This window comes from Cellulomonas sp. P5_C5 (assembly GCF_054049655.1).
Genome location: NZ_JBFULY010000003.1, coordinates 242244 through 261071, shown reverse-complemented (window position 1 = coordinate 261071; position 18828 = coordinate 242244). Strand labels below are relative to the sequence as shown.

Below are 18828 nucleotides of genomic sequence, written 5' to 3'. Positions count from 1 at the left end.
GAGCTGGTCGGGTTCCGCGCACAGAGTAGGCCTGGTGGGTGGTGTGTCGGCAAGTGGGCCGCGTCCGGGCGTGCAGGTCAGCGCAGCTCTGCGCGGATCGCCTCCGCGTTGCTGTCGAGCTCCGACCGCGCCGGGTTCGATCCCCAGCGTGCGCTGATCCGGAAGCCGTCGCCGGCGGAGCGGGGGAACACGTGCAGGTGCGCGTGGAAGACCTCCTGGAAGGCGGCCTCGCCGTCGGCGTAGAAGAGGTTGATCCCCTCGCTCGGCAGCGGCGACCTCCGCAGCGCCCCGGAGACCGCCCGGGCGACCGCGAACATCTCGGCCGCGACGTCGTCGTCCAGGTCCGCCAGGGTCGGCAGGTGCGCCTTCGGGAGCGACACGACGGCTGCTCACGCTCCCGGAGGTCTTGTCGTGGCGGGCCCGATGACCTAGCATCGAACACATGTTCGACAAGGGCATGGGCGGTGATCCGGGGCTCGGGGAGGTTCCGGATCCCGCTCAGGCCAGGGGCGCGACGGTCAGGGTGCCGCGGCGAGGGCCAGGGCCCGGGCGACGTCCTCCACCTCGGCGCCGATCAGCCCGACCGTGACGCGGACGTGGTCCCCGGGTGGTCCCGCGCTCGTGGACTCTGCCTCACGCTCGGGGTCGTCGACGGCCGACGGTGGCCCGTCGGAGGCGGAGAACGGCGTGCCCGGGGCGACGCGGATGCCGGCGGCCTCGAGGCGGACCAGGGCGGTGCGTTCGTCGTGGACCGGGAGCCAGACGTTGATGCCGTCGCCGGGGTCGATCGTGACGCCGTGCGTGGCGAGCGCGTCGCGGAGGGCCCGGCGGCGGGCGTAGTAGACGCGGCGGGCGTGGGCGACGGCCTCGATGGCGCTGCTGTCGGTGAGGAGGTCGACCAGGACGTGCTGCAGGAGGCGGCTGGTCCAGCCGGGTCCGAGCATGCGGCGGGCGACCAGCGCGTCGAGCACGGAGGCGGGTCCGCCGACGGCGGCGATGCGCAGGTCGGGGCCGTGGGACTTCGAGTACGACCGGACGTGCACCACACGGTCGGGCAGGAGCGACCCGAGACTGACGTCGCGAGCCGAGGCGATCTCGCCCGAGTGGTCGTCCTCGACGACGAGGGCGTCGTGCCGGCGCAGGACGGCGGCGAGCTCGCGGGCGCGGGTGGAGGTCATGCTGACGCCGGTCGGGTTGTGGGCGCGGGGCTGCAGGACGACGACCCCCGCCCCGGCGTCGAGCGCCCGGTCGAGCGCGTCGGGCTGCATGCCGTGGCGGTCGAGCGTCACCGGGACACGTTCGAGCCCGAGCTGGTCCAGGAGGTCGAACAGCGGAGGGAAGCCTGGGTCCTCGACGGCGACGCGGGAGCCGTAGCCGGCGACGCGCTCCAGCGTGCGGCTGATGGCGTCGAGGGCTCCGTCGACGACGGTGATCCGCTGCGGGGCGAACGGCCACGAGTCCCGCAGGAGCACCTCGAGAGCGGGGACGACGGGAGAGGTGACGTAGGCGCCGGTGTCGGCTGCCGGGCGTTGGAGCGCGACGCGGGACAGGGCCGGACCGATCAGGGGCAGGAGCTCGGGGTCGGGGGTGCCGGTCGAGAGGTCGAGGCGGGCGGGTGCGCCCCCGGCGAGGTCGCGGTAGCGAGGCGGGAGCCAGCTGGCGGGCGGGGGCAGCACGACGGTCCCGGCGCGACCGCGGGAGATCACGATGCCGACGGCCGAGAGCGCCTGCCACGCACCGCTGACCGTCGCGGGGCTGACGCCCAGGTCGGCGGCCAGGGTGCGGACGGTCGGGAGCCGGTCGCCGGGCCGCAGGTCACCGCCGCGGACGAGACGCGCCACGGTCGCTGCGATGCCGCGAGGGCTGCGGTCGTCGACGTGGGAGGCGAGGTCCATGCGGGTCAGGATGCACGCCGCGAGCGGCACCGCGGAGGCCGCCCGGGAGACGGCTCAGATGTTTACGTGGGCGTCGCCGATGTTCGCGTCCGGGTACTCGTCAGTAACAGCGCAGAAATGTTCAACCCGGACAGTCACATTCCAGGCTACGGTGCCAAGAACGGGCACTCAGGCGCCGCGTAGGGCTCCGAGGCCGGTCGAGATGAGACGAACGGAGGAGCCCTATGACCGTCGTACGCGTCGCGTTCACCCAGGCCACCTGGACGGGCGACAAGGAGTCGATGATCGCGCTCCACGAGGAGTGGACCCGTGAGGCCGCCTCGCAGGGCGCCCAGATCATCGCGTTCCAGGAGCTGTTCTACGGCCCGTACTTCGGGATCACGCAGGACACCGCCTACTACGACTACGCGGAGTCCGTGCCGGGGCCGACGACGGAGCGGTTCGCGGCGCTGGCCAAGGAGCTCGGCATCGTCATGGTGCTCCCCGTGTACGAGGAGGAGCAGCCGGGCGTCCTCTACAACACGGCCGCGGTGATCGACTCCGACGGCAGCTACCTGGGCAAGTACCGCAAGCACCACATCCCGAACCTGCCGAAGTTCTGGGAGAAGTTCTACTTCCGCCCCGGCAACCTCGGGTACCCGGTGTTCGAGACGGCGGTCGGGACGATCGGTGTGAACATCTGCTACGACCGGCACTTCCCGGAGGGGTGGCGGGTGCTGGCCCTCAACGGCGCGCAGATCGTGTTCAACCCGAACGCCACGGCGCCCGGCATCTCGAACAAGCTCTGGGAGATCGAGCAGCCAGCTGCCGCGGTCGCCAACGGCTACTTCGTCGTCGCCAACAACCGCGTGGGGCTCGAGGACAACGAGTATGGCGACGAGGCCGTCAACTTCTACGGCTCGTCGTACGCGGTCGGTCCGGACGGCAACTACGTCGGCGAGGTCGGCTCGTCGAGCGAGAACCAGCTGATCGTCCGCGACCTGGACCTCGACCAGATCCGCGTCGTGCGCGAGCGGTGGCAGTTCTTCCGGGACCGCAGGCCGGACGCCTACGGCCCGATCGTGGCTCCGTGAGCGAGGGGGCACTGTCATGACGACGCTCATCACCGGCGGCACCCTGGTCAGCGCGACCGGGCGGACGGCCGCCGACGTGCTCATCGACGGCGAGACCGTCGCCGCGGTGCTCAGCCCGGGCTCGACGCTGCTCGGCCACGACCTCGCGGCGAGCGTCGACCAGGTCATCGACGCGACCGGCAAGTACGTCATCCCGGGTGGCATCGACGCGCACACCCACATGGAGCTGCCGTTCGGCGGCACCAACGCGTCCGACACGTTCGAGACGGGCACCCGCGCAGCCGCGTGGGGCGGGACGACGACGATCATCGACTTCGCCGTGCAGCGGACCGGCGAGCGGGTCATGGACGGCCTCGGCGCCTGGCACGACAAGGCGGCGGGGAACTGCGCGATCGACTACGGGTTCCACCAGATCGTCGGCGGCGTCGACGAGGACTCGCTCAAGGCGATGGAGGGGCTCGTCGCGGAGGGCGTGACCAGCTACAAGCTGTTCATGGCCTACCCGGGGGTCTTCTACTCGGACGACGCGCAGATCCTGCGGGCGATGCAGAAGGCCGCCGACCTCGGGCTGCTCACGATGATGCACGCGGAGAACGGCCCGGCGATCGACGTGCTCGCCGCGCAGCTCGTCGCGCAGGGCAAGACCGACCCGTACTTCCACGGCATCGCGCGCGCCTGGCAGCTCGAGGAAGAGGCCACGCACCGGGCGATCATGCTGGCCGACGTCACGAACGCCCCGCTGTACGTGGTGCACGTGAGCGCCAAGCAGGCTGTCGCGCAGCTGGCGTGGGCCCGGGACAACGGCAAGAACGTGTTCGGGGAGACCTGTCCGCAGTACCTGTACCTCAGCCTCGAGGAACAGCTCGGGGCGCCGGGCTTCGAGGGTGCCAAGTGGGTGTGCTCGACCCCGCTGCGCTCGCGTGCCGAGGGGCACCAGGAGCACATGTGGCAGGCGCTGCGGACCAACGACCTGCAGATGGTGTCCACCGACCACTGCCCCTTCTGCATGAAGGGCCAGAAGGACCTGGGCGTCGGCGACTTCCGGGCCATCCCGAACGGGATCGGGTCCATCGAGCACCGCATGGACCTCATGTACCAGGGAGTCGTGACCGGGCAGATCACGCTGGAGCGGTGGGTGGAGCTCACCTCGACGACGCCGGCGCGGATGTTCGGGCTGTACGGGAAGAAGGGCGTGATCGCGCCCGGGGCCGACGCCGACGTCGTGATCTACGACCCGGCCGGCCACACGTCGATCGGCGTGGGCAAGACGCACCACATGAACATGGACCACTCGGCGTGGGAGGGGTACGAGATCGACGGCCACGTCGACGTCGTCCTCTCGCGGGGGACCGTCGTGGTGGACGAGACCGGCTACCGCGGACGCGCCGGGCACGGGAAGTACGTGCCGCGCGGCCTGTCCCAGTACCTCCTGTAGAAGGGCACCCCATGGACTTCGGCGTCGTCCTGCAGACGAACCCGCCCGCCTCGCGCACGGTCGAGCTGGCCCGCCTGGCGGAGACGCACGGGTTCAGCCACGTGTGGACGTTCGACTCGCACCTGCTGTGGCAGGAGCCGTTCGTCATCTACTCGGCGATCCTCGCGGCCACCCGCAAGGTGATGGTCGGGCCCATGGTGACCAACCCGGCGACGCGGGACTGGACGGTGATCGCGTCGCTGTTCGCCACGCTCAACGAGATGTACGGCAACCGCACCATCTGCGGGATCGGGCGCGGCGACTCGGCCGTCCGGACGCTGCACGGGCGGCCGTCGAACCTGGCGACCCTGCGCGAGTCGGTGCACGTCATCCGTGAGCTGGCCAACGACCGGTCCGTCGAGGTCAACGGGGCCAAGGTGCACTTCCCGTGGTCGCGCGGGTCGACCCTCGACATCTGGGTCGCCGCGTACGGCCCGCTGGCGCTCAAGCTGACCGGCGAGGTGGGCGACGGGTTCATCCTGCAGCTGGCGGACCCGGACATCGCGGCGTGGACGATCAAGGTGGTGCGGGACGCGGCCGAGCAGGCTGGCAGGGACCCCGACGCGGTGAAGTTCTGTGTGGCGGCGCCCATGTACATCGGGGACGACCGGGAGCACATGCGCGAGCAGTGCCGCTGGTTCGGCGGCATGGTCGGCAACCACGTGGCCGACATCGTCGCCCGGTACGGCGCCGACTCACCCGTGCCGAAGGCCCTCACCGACTACATCGCCGGCCGCCAGGGCTACGACTACAACGAGCACGGCCGGGCCGGGAACACCCACGCGGCGTTCGTGCCGGACGAGATCGTCGAGCGGTTCTGCATCATGGGCTCCGCTGCCGAGCACGTCGAACGGCTCGAGGCCCTGCGCGACCTCGGCGTCACGCAGTTCGCGGGCTACCTCCAGCACGACAACAAGGAGGAGACGATGCGCGTCTACGGCGAGCACGTCATCCCCGCGCTGGCGACCCCGGTCGTGGCCATCGCATGACCGATCTGGCCACCACGCTCGCGCCGGAGCGCACCGCGCCGGTGCCCGTCCCGCCGCGCGAGCGGTCGACGGTGGGCCGACGGATCCTCGTCGGGGTGCTCGCGGTCCTCCTGCTCGCTGCGCTGTGGGAGCTGGTCAAGGTCGTCGTTCCCGACGCGGGCGGGCACCTCGGCGAGGCGAGCGTGCTGCCGCGCACCGACGACCTCGCGATGCCGCACGTGTGGACCGTCGTCGACCGGGTGCTCCAGCCGGAGACGTCGGCCACGGGCTCGCCGACGGTGCTGAGCGCGATGCTCTCGGCGTGCTGGTTCACGCTGCGGGTCGCGCTCGCGGGCTGGCTGGTCGGGTCGATCGGCGGTCTGCTGCTCGCGGCGCTGATGCAGCGCTGGCAGCTGGCGGAGTCCGCGCTGGTGCCGTGGGTGGTGCTCAGCCAGACGGTGCCGCTCATCGCGCTCGCGCCGCTCGTCGTCGGGTGGGGCGGGCGGATCCACATCGGGACGTTCGAGTGGCAGCGGTGGATGTCGGTGGCGCTCATCGCGAGCTACCTGGCGTTCTTCCCGGTGACCATCGGCGCGCTGCGCGGGTTCCAGTCGCCACCCTCGGCGCAGGTCGAGCTGTTCCGGGCGCAGGCCGCCAGCTGGAACCGCACGATGCTGTCGCTGCGGCTGCCCGCGAGCGTCCCGTACCTGCTGCCCGCGCTGCGGCTCGGGGCGGCGACCGCGGTGGTCGGCGCGATCGTCGCGGAGGTGTCGACGGGCACGAAGGGCGGCATCGGCCGCCTGATCATCAGCTACGCCCAGTCCGCGAGCGGCGACCCCGCCAAGCCGTGGGCCGCGATCATCGCGGCCGCGCTGCTCGGGCTGGTCGCCGCCGGCCTGGTGTCCCTGCTCGGGCTCGGCCTGGGCCGCTACCGCTATGCGGAGGTCAGATGACGAACGCCGTGGACGCCCGTGGCGTCGGGAAGGTCTTCTCGTCGCGCTCGGGGGACGTGAGTGCGCTGGAGGACATCGACCTGTCCGTCGCCGCCGGCGAGTTCGTCTCGCTCATCGGCCCGTCGGGCTGCGGGAAGTCGACGCTCCTGCGCCTGGTCGCGGACCTCGACACCCCCACCACCGGCGAGCTCACGGTGTTCGGGAAGACCCCGCAGCAGGCCCGCGAGGCGCAGGACTACGGCATCGCGTTCCAGCAGGCCGGTCTGCTGCCGTGGCGGACCGTGACAGCGAACGTCGAGCTGCCGCTGGAGCTGCACGGCGTGGGCAAGGCCGAGCGGGCCGGGCGAGCCAAGGAGCTGCTGTCGCTCGTGGGGCTCGACGAGTTCGCCGGTCACTTCCCGCACCAGCTCTCCGGCGGCATGCAGCAGCGCGTCGCGATCGCACGGTCGCTCGCGGAGCGGCCCAGCCTGCTGCTCATGGACGAGCCGTTCGGCGCGCTGGACGAGATGACCCGGGAGCGGATGCAGACCGAGCTGGTACGGATCTGCGCGGAGAGCGGTGCGGCGGTCGTGTTCGTCACCCACTCGATCCCCGAGGCCGTGTTCCTGTCGCAACGGGTGGTCGTGATGTCGCCGCGGCCGGGGCGGATCAGCGCCGTGGTGCCCATCACGCTCGGCGACGTGCGCGGGGAGGGGCTCCGGGAGGACGCGTCGTTCTTCGCGGCCGTCACCGCGGTCCGCGAGGCGCTGCACGGCACCCCGGTCGCCGTGCGCGGCGTGGATCTGCGATGAGCGCCGCCGCCGTCCGCCGCTGGGTCGCCCCGATCCTGCTGGGTGTCGTCGCGCTGCTGCTCTGGCAGGCGTTCGTCGTGGGGGCGGGCATCAAGCCGTACCTGCTGCCCAGCCCGACGGCGATCGTCGAACAGCTCCTGCTCGTCCTGCCGCTGGTCTGGTCCGCCGCGCTGGCCACCGGCATGAACGTGCTGGTCGGGCTCGTGGTCGGCAGCGTGGTGGCCGTCGGCGCCGCGATCGTCGCGGCACGCAGCCGGATGGCGGACACGCTCCTGTCGCCGACGGCGGCGGCCCTGTCGGTCATGCCGATCGTCGCGCTCGCGCCTGCGCTGAACACGATGTTCGGCACCACGTCGACCACCCCGCGGCGGCTCGTCGTGTCCGTCGTCGTGTTCGCCCCCGTGTTCGTGAACATGCTCCGCGGGCTGCGGCAGGTGCACCCGGTGCACCGTGACCTGCTCAAGGCGTACGCGGCGACGCCCCGCCAGATCACGCGCACGGTGACGATCCCGGGCGCGCTGCCGTACCTGTTCACCGGGCTGCGGATCGCGTCGTCGACGGCCGTGATCGCCGCGATCGTCGCCGAGTACTTCGGCGGGCTGCAGAACGGCCTCGGCTCGCGCATCACGTCGGCCGCCTCGAACAGCGCCTACGCGCGGGCCTGGGCGTTCGTGCTCGGGGCCATCCTGCTCGGACTCGTGTTCTACCTCGCGACCCTGGCGCTCGAGCGCGCCGTCGCGAGGCGCCAAGGGGGCTAGAACGTCCGCCTGCCAGCGACGCCAGGCCGGATCCATCGCACAGCCAACGAGAGGATTGATCATGAGACTCAACCGGCGTACTGCGTGGGGCGCGGTCGGCGTCGCCTCGGCGCTCATCCTGGCGGGATGCAGCTCGGACAGCGGCGGGGAGGCCGAGGAGGAGCCCTCGATGAGCTCCGAGGTGCTGATCCCCGTCAAGCTCCAGCTGCAGTGGTTCACCCAGGCCCAGTTCGCCGGGTACTACGCGGCGATCGACCAGGGCTACTACGTCGACGAGGGTCTCGACGTGCAGATCGTCGAGGGTGGCACCGACATCGTCCCGCAGTCCGTGCTGGCCGACGGCTCGGTCGACTACGCGATCGCGTGGGTGCCCAAGGCGCTCGCGTCGCGGGAGCAGGGCGCCGGGATCACCGACGTCGCGCAGATCTTCCAGAAGTCCGGCACCCTGCAGGTCTCGTTCGCGGACAAGGGCATCACCACGGCGGCCGACCTCGAGGGCAAGACCGTCGGGAACTGGGGCTACGGCAACGAGTTCGAGCTGTTCGCGGGCATGACGGAGGCGGGCCTCGACCCCGCCACCGACGTCACGCTCGTCCAGCAGCAGTTCGACATGAACGCGTTCCTCGCGGGGGACATCGACGCGGCCCAGGCCATGACCTACAACGAGTACGCGCAGCTGCTCGAGGCGGAGAACCCCGACACGGGCGAGCTGTACACGGCCGACGACTTCACGGCGATCAACTGGAACGACGAGGGCACGGCCATGCTCCAGGACGCCATCTGGGCGAACTCGGAGAAGCTCGCGTCCGACGAGGAGTACCAGGACACGACCGTCAAGTTCATCAAGGCGAGCCTCAAGGGCTGGATCTACGCACGCGACAACCCGGAGAAGGCGCGGGACATCGTCGTGGCCCAGGGCTCGCAGCTGGGCAACAGCCACCAGCTGTGGCAGACCAACGAGATCAACAAGCTGATCTGGCCGTCCCCGGACGGCATCGGCATGATCGACGAGGACGCGTGGACGCAGACCGTCGACGTGGCCCTCACCACCAAGAACGACCAGGGGGCCACGGTCATCACGACCGAGCCCGACGCCGAGGCGTACACCAACGAGTACGTCGAGAAGGCCCTGGCCGAGCTGAAGGACGAGGGTGTCGACGTGTCCGGCGAGGGCTTCGAGCCCATCGAGGTCACACTCGAGGCCGGCGGCAACTGATCCGTCGCGCGCGGGCGTCGGCGACGACGCCCGCGCGCGGGTTCGCACCAGAAGGAGAAGCACCATGACGACCGACGACGACGCCACCGCGCTGCGTCTCGACCGCGACCACGTCTTCCACTCGTGGTCCGCGCAGGCCCACCTGAACCCGCTGGTCATCGCGGGCGGGCTGGGGTCGACCGTGTGGGACCACGCGGGTCGCCGGTACCTGGACTTCTCCAGCCAGCTGGTCAACACCAACATCGGCCACCAGCACCCTCGGGTGGTGGCCGCGATCCAGGAGCAGGCCGCGACGCTCACGACGGTCGCGCCCGCGACGGCGAACCTCACGCGCGGTCGCGCGGCCGAACGGGTGCTCAGTCACGCCCCCGACGGGTTCAGCAGCGTGTTCTTCACCAACGGCGGGGCCGACGCCAACGAGAACGCCATCCGGATGGCCCGGCTGCACACCGGCCGCGACAAGGTGGTGTCGGCGTACCGCTCGTACCACGGCAACACCGGCGCGGCCGTGGTGGCGACGGGGGACTGGCGGCGGGTGCCCAACGAGTACGCCCGTGCGCACGTGCACCACTTCGGCCCGTACCTGTACCGCTCGGAGTTCTGGGCGACCACCCCCGAGCAGGAGACCGAGCGCGCGCTGCACCACCTGGAGCGCGTGATCCAGGCGGAGGGGCCGTCGTCGGTCGCCGCCATCCTGCTGGAGACCATCCCCGGCACCGCCGGGGTGCTCGTGCCGCCGCCCGGCTACCTGGCCGGCGTCCGCGCGATCGCCGACCGGTACGGCATCCTGCTGATCCTCGACGAGGTGATGGCCGGGTTCGGCCGGACCGGGCAGTGGTTCGCGTTCGACTCGTTCGACGTCGTCCCGGACCTCATCACGTTCGCCAAGGGGGTCAACTCCGGGTACGTCCCCGCGGGTGGCGTGATCCTCAGCGAGCCGATCGCGAAGACCTTCGACGACCGCGTGTTCCCCGGCGGGCTGACCTACTCGGGCCACCCGCTCGCGATGGGGTCGATCGTCGCCGCGCTCGACGCGATGGCCGACGAGGGGATCGTCGAGAACGCGGCCGCGATCGGCCGCGACGTGCTCGGTCCCGGGCTGGCGGAGCTGGCCGCGACCAACCCGCTGGTCGGCGAGGTGCGCGGGCTCGGCGTGTTCTGGGCCGTGGAGCTGGTCAAGGACCAGGCCACGCGCGAGCCCGTCGACGCCGCGCTCATGGGCCGGATCAAGGCGGGCGCCCTGGCTCGTGGGCTGCTCCCGTTCCTCGCGGACAACCGGGTGCACGTCGTGCCGCCGTGCGTCGTCACGCCCGACGAGGCCGCCACCGGTCTCGGACTGCTGACCGAGGTCCTCGCCGAGGTCGCCTAGCCTGCTTCCAGCCCCACCACCACACACTCCTGGAGTTCCGCATGAGCACGAGCACGCCCCGACGCGCCCTGGTGACGGGGGCGTCCTCCGGGATCGGCGCCGCGACCGTCCGCCGCCTGCGGGCGGAGGGCTGGGACGTCGTCGCGACCGCCCGTCGCGCGGACCGGCTGGCCGCGCTGGCCGACGAGACCGGCGCGAGCACGATCGTCGCCGACGTGACGGACGACGCCGACGTGGTGCGGCTCGCCGCGCAGGTGGCCGAGGGCGGCCCGCTCGACGCGCTGGTCAACAACGCGGGTGGCGCCTTCGGGCTGGACCCCGTCGAGACCGCCGACCTGGACCACTGGCGGCAGATGTACGAGCTCAACGTCCTGGGCACCCTGCGCGTCACGCAGGCGCTGCTGCCGCAGCTGCGCGAGGGCCATGGCGGCGACATCGTCGTCGTGACCTCGACGGCGGCGCACGGCACCTACGAGGGCGGCGCCGGCTACGTCGCCGCCAAGCACGCGGAGCGGATGCTCGCGACGACCCTGCGCTGGGAGATCCTCGGCGAGCCGATCCGCATCATCGAGGTCGCGCCCGGTGCCGTGGCCACCGAGGAGTTCTCGATGGTGCGGTTCGACGGGGACGCCGAGCGGGCCGCGGCCGTGTACGCGGGGTACGAGCCGCTGGTCGCGGACGACATCGCCGACGCGATCGCGTGGTCGCTCGGCCGGCCGGCGCACGTCAACATCGACCTCCTGGTGGTCCGCCCGCGCGCGCAGGCCAGCAACAACCGGATCGTGCGGACCGCCCCCTGAGATCGACCAGGCAACTGTCAGAGGGCGTACGTAGGGTGGAGGAGTGCCTTCTGCTCCACCCGCACGACCCACCACACCCGAGTCCACCACCCGGGTGCTGCTGCGCCTCCGACGGTGGGCGCGGCCGGCTCTCCCACGGATCGCGCTCGGCGGGCTGACGGCCCTCGGGGCGAGCCTGCTCGCGCTGGCGGTTCCCCAGGTCCTGCGCGTGATCGTCAACGGCCCCCTCCTGTCGGAGGGCTCGCAGCGCGGGGTGGTCCTGGGCGCGCTGGTCGTCCTGGGGCTCGGCGTGCTCGAGGCGTTCCTGGTCTGGTGCCGCCGCGCGCTGATCCTCACGCCGGGCACCACCGTCGAGCGGGACATGCGCACGGACCTGTTCCAGCACCTGCTCGACCTGCCGGTGGAGTTCCACGACCGCTGGTCGGGCGGCCAGCTGCTGTCGCGGATCATGTCGGACCTCGGCACCATCCGGCGGTGGACCGTGTTCGGCCTGGTGATGATGCTCGTCAGCGCCACGACGGTGGTCGTCGGCATCGGCCTGATGATCGCGACCAGCTGGGTGCTCGGGCTGGTGTACCTCGTCGGCGCGGTGCCCATGATCTGGCTGGGCTTCCGGTTCCGCGAGGACTACAAGGTGGTCGCGCGCCGCGCGCGGGACCAGGCGGGAGACCTGGCCACCACCGTCGAGGAGTCCGTGCACGGCATCCGCGTGCTCAAGGCGTTCGGCCGGGGCGACGACGCGCTGGGCGACTTCGCGCGGCAGGCCGACGAGCTGCGCACCACCGAGGTGCACAAGGCGAAGACCCTCTCGCGCGTCTCGTTCGCGCTGGGGGCGATCCCCGAGGCGATCCTCGCGGTGTCCCTCGGCTTCGGCGTCGTCCTGACCTCACGGGGAGAGCTCAGCGTCGGCGCCCTGGTCGCGTTCTTCGCCACCGCGGCGGTGGTCAACAACCCGGTGGAGCGCCTCGGCATGCTGCTCGCGATGACGCTCGACGCGAAGGCCGCGACCGACCGCTACCTGCAGGTCATGGACACGGGATCGGCCGTGCGTGACCCTGCGTCGCCGGTCGCGCTGCCCGCGGCGGGCCCGGCCGGCTCGCGCGTGGAGCTGTCCGGCGTGCACTTCGCCCACCCGCGCAGCGCCGGGGCGGACGGCGAGCTGCGGGGCGGTGCGGACATCCTCGCCGGGATCGACCTGGTGCTGCAGCCGGGGGAGACGATGGCGCTGGTCGGGCTCACCGGCAGCGGCAAGACCACCCTGCTCCAGCTGGTGCCGCGCCTCTACGACGTCACCGCGGGCAGCGTCCGGATCGACGGGGTCGACGTCCGGGACCTGACGCGCGCGGACCTGCGCGCGGCCGTCTCGATCGCGTTCGAGGACCCGATCCTGTTCTCGGCGTCGGTGCGGGAGAACGTGCTGCTCGGCACCGACCTGACCGGTCAGGCGGCCGACGAGCTGGTCGCCGAGGCGCTCGACGTCGCCCGTGCGGGGTTCGCGTACCGGCTGCCCGACGGGCTCGACACGATCATCGGCGAGGAGGGGCTCAGCCTCTCGGGCGGTCAGCGGCAGCGGATCGCCCTGGCCCGCGCGATCGCCGTCCGGCCGCGGGTGCTGCTGCTGGACGACCCGCTGTCCGCCCTCGACGTCACCACGGAGGCCGCGGTCACCGGCCGCCTGCGCGAGATGCTCACCGGCACCACGACGCTCGTCGTCGCGCACCGACCCTCGACGGTCGCGCTGGCCGACAGGGTCGCGGTGCTCGAGGACGGCCGGATCACCGGCATCGGCCGGCACGCCGACCTGCTGTCCACGCACCCGCACTACCGGTACGTGCTCACCGCGCTGTCGGCGCTGGACGACGCCGACGATGCCGATGATGCCGGCGGTACCGGGTCGGACGAGCTCGCGGAGGCGCGACCGTGACCGCGCCGGCGAACCCGACAAGCCCGACGAGCCCTGCGGGCACCGTGACCGCCGAGGGGTCCGACGACGAGGCGACGACCGCCGAGTCGCGCCGCATCCGGCGCCGGTCGCTCGGCCTGCTCCGCTCCCTGCTGCGGCCGGTGGCCGGCGCGGCGTGGGGGACGGCCGCGCTGGTGGTCGGCGCGCAGCTCGCGGCGGTCGCCGGACCCGCCCTCGTCGCGTACGGCATCGACCAGGCGCTCCCGGCGCTCACGGACGGCGACGCCGGACCGATCACGCTGGCGACCGCCGCGTACCTCGCCGCCGCACTGCTGGGCGGGCTGCTGACCGCCGCGACCGTCCGGGCGTCGGCCCGGGTGAGCCAGACGATGCTGCTGGACCTGCGCCGGCGGGTGTTCCGGCACACGCAGCGCCTCAGCCTGGAGTTCCACGAGAACTACACGTCGGGTCGGATCATCTCGCGGCAGACGTCGGACGTGGACGCGCTGCGGGAGCTCCTCGACGGGGGCGTGACCACGCTGGCGTCGGGCGTGCTGGCGATGGTGTTCACCGCGGTCTCGCTGGTGCTCCTCGACTGGCGCAGCGGGCTCGTGCTCCTCATCGCCGTCGTACCGGGCGTGATCCTCACGCGCTGGTTCCAGGTGCGTTCGCAGGTGCAGTACCGCAAGCAGCGGACGGCGGCGGCCCGGCTCATCGTGCGGTTCGTCGAGACCATGACCGGCATCCGCGCGGTCCAGGCGTTCCGCCGGGAGCCCCAGGTGCGCGGGGTCTACGGCGAGCTGGCGGAGGACTACCGCGACACCAACGCCACGTCGATCCGGCTCAACGGCGTCTTCGACACCGGGCTGACCCTGATCGGGAACGTCACGGTGGCCGCGGTGCTGCTGGTCGGTGGGCTGCGCGCGCTGGACGGTGCCATCGAGGTCGGGGTGCTGGTAGCGGCCGTGCTGTACGCAAGACGGTTCTTCAACCCGCTCGCGCAGATCGGCATGTTCTACAACTCCTTCCAGTCGGCGACGGCCGCGCTCGAGAAGCTCGCGTCGCTGCTGGCCGAGGAGCCGACCGTCCCGGAGCCGGAGCGCCCGCAGCGGCTCGTGAGGGCCCGCGGCGACGTCCGGTTCGACGACGTCGAGTTCGGCTACGGCACCGGGCCGACCGTCCTGCCGCACGTCGACCTGCACATCCCCGCCGGGCAGTCGATCGCCCTCGTCGGGGAGACGGGGGCGGGCAAGTCGACGATCGCCAAGCTGCTCGCCCGGTTCTACGACGTCCGCGAGGGAGCCGTGCGTCTCGACGGCCTCGACCTGCGCGAGATCGAGCCGGTCGACCTGCGGCGGGCCGTCGTGATGGTGACCCAGGAGGCGTACCTGTTCTCCGGCTCGCTCGGGGCGAACATCGCGCTCGGCAAGCCGGAGGCCACGCCCGCGGAGATCGAGGCGGCCGCACGTGCGGTCGGGGTGCACGACCTCATCGCGGCGATGCCCGACGGCTACGACACCGAGGCGGACAAGCGCGGGGTGCGGCTCTCGGCCGGGCAGCGTCAGCTGGTCTCGTTCGCGCGCGCGTTCCTGGCGGACCCGGCGCTCCTGATCCTCGACGAGGCGACGAGCTCGCTCGACGTCCCCGGGGAGGCGCTCGTGCAGGTGGGGCTGCAGACGCTGCTCGCCGACCGCACGTCGGTCGTCATCGCGCACCGCCTCTCGACGGTCATGGGGTCGGACCGGGTGCTCGTCATCGAGGACGGCCGGATCGTCGAGGACGGCTCGCCCGTCGCGCTGGTGGCGTCCGGCGGCCGGTTCGCGGACCTGCACACCGACTGGCAGCGCTCGCTGCGCCGCACGACCTGACCTCGGACGCCGCCGACGGGCATCCCGGTGAGACGGCCGCGCCCCGTCAGAACCCGCTCACCAGTCGCCCCGTCGCCGAGGTGTCGAGCGTGACGCGCAGGATCCGCTCGTTGCTGTTGTTCGGCACGCTGTCCTTGTCGCCGGTCGTGGTCGTGGTGAGCCACAGCCCCCCGCCGGGCGCCGGCTCGACGGTGCGCAGCCGCCCGTACGTCCCGCTGAAGAACGTCTGGACGCTGGTCAGGGAGCTGCCGCTGATGACCGCGCGGTACATCCGGGCACCACGCGCGCAGGCGACGTAGAGCGCGTCGCGAACGATCGCGATGCCGGAGCAGGACCCCTCGGACGTCGGGTAGGTCCGCTTGGGAGCGATGAACCCGGCGGTCCCGCACGTGCCGGACGTGCCCTCGCACGCGGGCCAGCCGTAGTTGCCGCCCTTGACGATGAGGTTGGTCTCGTCCATCACGGAGTTGCCGAACTCCTGCTCCCACAGCCGTCCCTGCGAGTCGAACGCGAGGCCCTGCGGGTTGCGGTGGCCGTAGCTCCACACGTAGTTGCCGAACGGGTTGTCCGACGGGACGGTCCCGTCCGGGTTCAGCCGCAGGATCTTCCCGGCCAGGTTGGACGTGTTCTGCGCGTAGTCGCCGTTCTGGGCGTCGCCGGTGGCGGCGTAGAGCTTGCCGTCCGGGCCGAAGCGCAGGCGTCCGCCGTCGTGGAACTTGTTGCGCGGGATCCCGCTGAGCAGCACCTGCTCGGTGCTGGTGACCAGCGCGTTGTTCACCAGCTTGATCCGCACGACCCGGTTGTCCGTCGGCGAGGTGTGCATCAGGTACACCCACTGGTCGGTGGCGAACGTGGGGGAGAGCGCGAGGCCGAGCAGCCCGCCCTCGCCGTCGGTGCTCTGCACGTTGGGCACCGTGCCGACGTTCGTCCTCGCGCCCGTGGCCGGGTCGAGCCGGACGACGTCGTGCGCGTCCCGGCGGGCGTAGAGGACCGTGCCGTCGGGGAGCGTGTCGAGGCCCCACGGGATGTCGGTCTCGGTGCCCACCTGGGCGACCCCGCAGACCGCGGTCGCGCAGGCCGCGCCGGTGGTCACGGAGGTCGACGCGCTCGCCGCCGACGTGTTGCCCTGGGCGTCCCGCGCGACGATCGCGTAGGAGTACGTGGTGCCGGCCGTCAGGCCGCTGTCGATGAACGTGGTGACGGGCGGGTTGCCGGTGACGGTCCCGACCGCGGTGCTGCCGCGGCGGATCTCGTACGTGCGCACGGCCACGTTGTCCGTGGAGGCCGCCCACGCGAGCGTCACGGTGGTGCCGGAGACCGTGGCTGTCGGCTTGCCCGGTGCCGTGGGGGCCTGCGTGTCCGCCTGGCACTGCGGCACCGTGATCGTCACGGTCGTGCTGGCCTGCGAGACGTTGCCCGCCGCGTCGCGGGCGTTCACGTACAGACCCCACACCGCCCCGGCGACGACGGGGAGGCTGGTCGACAGCGTGCTCCCGCTGACCGAGGTCATCCGCTGGCCGTCGTGGTAGACGTCGTAGAACGCCACCCCGACGGCGTCCGTCGACGCGTTCCAGGCGAACGTCACGGTGCTGCAGGTCAGGTTGCTGACCCGGGGGTTGCCCGGCACCGTCGGCGCGGTGGTGTCGGCGGTGCGCAGCGACGTGGTCCAGCTCTGGTTGGTCTGCCCGTTGCAGGTCCACAGCCCGACCACCGTGCCGTTGGCGGTGCCGCGGCCGGTGACGTCGAGGCACAGCCCGGACTGCACGCCGACGATCGTGCCGTTGGTCTGCAGCCGCCACTTCTGGTTCGCCCCGCCGTTGCACGGGTAGATCTGCACGACCGCGGGCGCGGTGGTGTCCTGACCGGCGACGTCGAGGCAGGTGGCGGCGTCGTAGACCTGCAGCTCGCCGTTCGTCGTGAGCGTCCACGCCTGGTTGGCCGCACCGGTGCAGTCCCGGATCGCCACACCGGTCTTGGCCGTCCGCGCCCCGCCGTTGACGTCCAGGCACCGTCCCGACCCGACGCCCGTGATCGCAGCCGGACCGGCGACGACCGCCGCCGGCGCGGGGCCGGCGAGGGTGACGACGAGCACGAGCGCGACGACGACCGCCGCGGGGATCCGGAGGGGGTTCCATCGCATGGGTCTGCTCCTGCCGCGCCGTCGGGGGAGGTGCTGGGCGACGGTCCAGTCATCGCCGGGTGTCACTCTGTCGCACACCGGCGCAACCTGCACGTGGGGAGGCCCGGACGGGCCTCCCCACGTCTCCTACAGGTGCCGGGCCGCGTACTCGTGCAGCGCGTCGCGCACGAACGTCGCGCCGTCCACACCGCCGTAGTTCGCCGCGAACCGCTCGTCGGCGACGTACATGTCGGCCAGGCCGAGCACGTACTCCTTCACCGGCGGCGTGCCGTACCCGGGCGTCCCCGGGACGCCGCCGAGCCACTCGACGTGCCGCCGCGCGAGCTCCTGTGCCTCGTCGGACACGGGGTCCGTGCCGGCCGCGGCAGCCTCGCCCCACGCCGTGGCGAGCCGCGCCGTCGTCGCCTTCCACGCGGCGCGCTCGTCGTCGCTCATCCCGCGCCACCAGGCGTCGGACGACGCGTACGCGTCCGCGCCCCAGCGCTGCTCGACCTCGTCCTTGTACTCGGTGTGGTCGAACCCGTCGAACATCTTCTCGGCCACGAGTGGCCCTCCGTTCTCCCGTGCGGTGATCGTTCGCTCGACCGAGGCGGCCTGCCGCTCCAGTCGTCGCTGCTCGCTGCGCAGCCAGTCGAGGTGGTGGCGCAGGGCGGCGGTCTCGTCCTGCTCGCGCGTCAGCACGCGCCGGATGTCCGGCAGGCCGAGCCCGAGCCCGCGCAGCAGCAGGATCCGCTGCAACCGCACCAGCGCGCGGTCGTCGTACCAGCGGTACCCGTTGTCGCCGACGCGGCTGGGCTCGAGCAGCCCGATCGCGTCGTAGTGCCGCAGGGTGCGGCTGGTGGTGCCCGTCAGCCGGGCCACCTCCTGGATCGAGGCCTCCATGCGCCCCTCCTCTCGTTCCTGATCCACGGTAGGAGTTGACGCAGCGTCAAGGTCAAGCCCGCGGCGAGACCTTTCCGTCGAGGCGCGCGAGGACCTCGCGCCGCAGCTCGTCCACGGTGTCGACGACGGCCACCGCGCCGGCGGCCGCGAGCTCACCGGGCTCCGCGTACCCCCAGGTCACCCCGACGCAGTCGAGGCCGTGCGCGCGGGCACCGTGCACGTCGTGCTCGCGGTCCCCGACCATCAGCGCGGCCGACGCGGGGGTCGGCTCGGCCGCGAGCGCGCGGGCGATGACGTCCGCCTTGGTGCCGGACTCGTCGAGGGGCGCACCGAAGACCCCGTCGAGGAGCGGGGTGAGGCCGAGGTCGCCGCAGATCGGCACGGCGAACACCTCCGGCTTGGACGTCGCCACGAGCAGCCGGCACCCCGCGGCACGCAGGTCGGCGAGCAGCTCCGGGACGCCGTCGTAGACCGTCGCGTCGTGCATGCCCGTCGCCCCGAAGTCCTCGCGGTACGCCCTGACGACCTCCTCGATGCGGTCCTCGGGGACGCCGTGCGCGCGCATGCTGTCGCCGATCGGCGGCCCGACGAACGTGCGGAGCTCCGCGGCCGACGGGACGGGCATGCCGCACCGGCGGAACGCGACGGCCAAGGACGCGGTGATGCCCGGGATGGAGTCGATGAGCGTGCCGTCGAGGTCGAGGAGGACGAGGCGTGAGGTCACGCCACCGATCCTCC

General features: G+C 72.2%; 16 protein-coding genes. 11 read left to right on the top strand and 5 right to left on the bottom strand.

From position 1 onward, the window contains the following. Positions 1 to 77 precede the first annotated feature (77 nt). Both ACXJKF_RS04590 and ACXJKF_RS04585 read right to left on the bottom strand, forming a co-directional pair. A complete protein-coding gene (locus ACXJKF_RS04590; RefSeq protein WP_456786553.1) occupies positions 78 to 380 on the bottom strand; it encodes an HIT family protein in 303 nt (100 codons plus the stop codon). 138 nt (positions 381 to 518) lie between these two features. Next, a complete protein-coding gene (locus tag ACXJKF_RS04585) occupies positions 519 to 1895 on the bottom strand; it encodes an aminotransferase-like domain-containing protein (RefSeq protein WP_456786552.1) in 1377 nt (458 codons plus the stop codon). A gap of 224 nt (positions 1896 to 2119) precedes the next feature. On the opposite strand from ACXJKF_RS04585, the gene ACXJKF_RS04580 reads away from it, so the two are divergent. From ACXJKF_RS04580 to ACXJKF_RS04530, 11 genes are all read left to right on the top strand, one after another. Next, positions 2120 to 2968: a nitrilase-related carbon-nitrogen hydrolase gene (locus ACXJKF_RS04580; protein WP_456786551.1), complete on the top strand. Its 849-nt coding sequence runs from the start codon at positions 2120 to 2122 to the stop codon at positions 2966 to 2968. A gap of 16 nt (positions 2969 to 2984) precedes the next feature. Continuing rightward, the gene (gene hydA, locus ACXJKF_RS04575; protein WP_456786550.1) at positions 2985 to 4403 is read left to right on the top strand and encodes a dihydropyrimidinase; all 1419 of its coding nucleotides are present in this window, start codon (positions 2985 to 2987) and stop codon (positions 4401 to 4403) included. An 11-nt stretch (positions 4404 to 4414) separates the two neighbouring features. Beyond that, positions 4415 to 5431, top strand: a complete 1017-nt coding sequence (locus ACXJKF_RS04570; RefSeq protein ID WP_456786549.1) for a TIGR03842 family LLM class F420-dependent oxidoreductase — start codon at positions 4415 to 4417, stop codon at positions 5429 to 5431. Continuing rightward, positions 5428 to 6363, top strand: coding sequence for an ABC transporter permease (locus tag ACXJKF_RS04565; protein ID WP_456786548.1), 936 nt, complete (start codon positions 5428 to 5430; stop codon positions 6361 to 6363). The genes ACXJKF_RS04570 and ACXJKF_RS04565 overlap by 4 nt, the downstream gene beginning before the upstream one ends. Then, the gene (locus ACXJKF_RS04560; protein WP_456786547.1) at positions 6360 to 7154 is read left to right on the top strand and encodes an ABC transporter ATP-binding protein; all 795 of its coding nucleotides are present in this window, start codon (positions 6360 to 6362) and stop codon (positions 7152 to 7154) included. The genes ACXJKF_RS04565 and ACXJKF_RS04560 overlap by 4 nt, the downstream gene beginning before the upstream one ends. Beyond that, on the top strand, positions 7151 to 7912 hold the full coding sequence (locus ACXJKF_RS04555; protein WP_456786546.1) for an ABC transporter permease: 762 nt from the start codon (positions 7151 to 7153) through the stop codon (positions 7910 to 7912). Before ACXJKF_RS04560 ends, ACXJKF_RS04555 begins: the two co-directional genes overlap by 4 nt. Before the next feature lie 61 nt (positions 7913 to 7973). Then, positions 7974 to 9128 carry an ABC transporter substrate-binding protein gene (locus ACXJKF_RS04550; RefSeq protein ID WP_456786545.1) on the top strand — a complete coding sequence of 385 codons (1155 nt, stop codon included), beginning with the start codon at positions 7974 to 7976 and terminating at the stop codon, positions 9126 to 9128. Between the two features lie 64 nt (positions 9129 to 9192). Next, positions 9193 to 10497, top strand: a complete 1305-nt coding sequence (locus ACXJKF_RS04545) for an aminotransferase class III-fold pyridoxal phosphate-dependent enzyme (protein WP_456786544.1) — start codon at positions 9193 to 9195, stop codon at positions 10495 to 10497. Positions 10498 to 10538: 41 nt separating this feature from the next. Further along, on the top strand, positions 10539 to 11297 hold the full coding sequence (locus ACXJKF_RS04540) for an SDR family oxidoreductase (protein WP_456786543.1): 759 nt from the start codon (positions 10539 to 10541) through the stop codon (positions 11295 to 11297). A gap of 43 nt (positions 11298 to 11340) precedes the next feature. After that, positions 11341 to 13221 (top strand): ABC transporter ATP-binding protein, encoded by a 1881-nt coding sequence (locus ACXJKF_RS04535; RefSeq protein WP_456786542.1) that lies wholly within the window; start codon positions 11341 to 11343, stop codon positions 13219 to 13221. Further along, complete coding sequence (locus ACXJKF_RS04530) at positions 13218 to 15068, top strand: ABC transporter ATP-binding protein (RefSeq protein ID WP_456786541.1); 1851 nt, start codon at positions 13218 to 13220, stop codon at positions 15066 to 15068. The genes ACXJKF_RS04535 and ACXJKF_RS04530 overlap by 4 nt, the downstream gene beginning before the upstream one ends. Positions 15069 to 15114: 46 nt before the next feature. Here the strand turns inward: ACXJKF_RS04530 and ACXJKF_RS04525 are convergent, their stop codons facing one another. From ACXJKF_RS04525 to ACXJKF_RS04515, 3 genes are all read right to left on the bottom strand, one after another. Then, entirely contained in the window at positions 15115 to 17208 is a 2094-nt protein-coding gene (locus ACXJKF_RS04525; protein ID WP_456786540.1) for a PQQ-dependent sugar dehydrogenase, read from the bottom strand. Positions 17209 to 17334: 126 nt separating this feature from the next. Continuing rightward, a complete protein-coding gene (locus ACXJKF_RS04520) occupies positions 17335 to 18090 on the bottom strand; it encodes a MerR family transcriptional regulator (protein WP_456786539.1) in 756 nt (251 codons plus the stop codon). A 52-nt stretch (positions 18091 to 18142) separates the two neighbouring features. Beyond that, complete coding sequence (locus tag ACXJKF_RS04515; protein ID WP_456786538.1) at positions 18143 to 18814, bottom strand: HAD hydrolase-like protein; 672 nt, start codon at positions 18812 to 18814, stop codon at positions 18143 to 18145. Positions 18815 to 18828 lie beyond the last annotated feature (14 nt).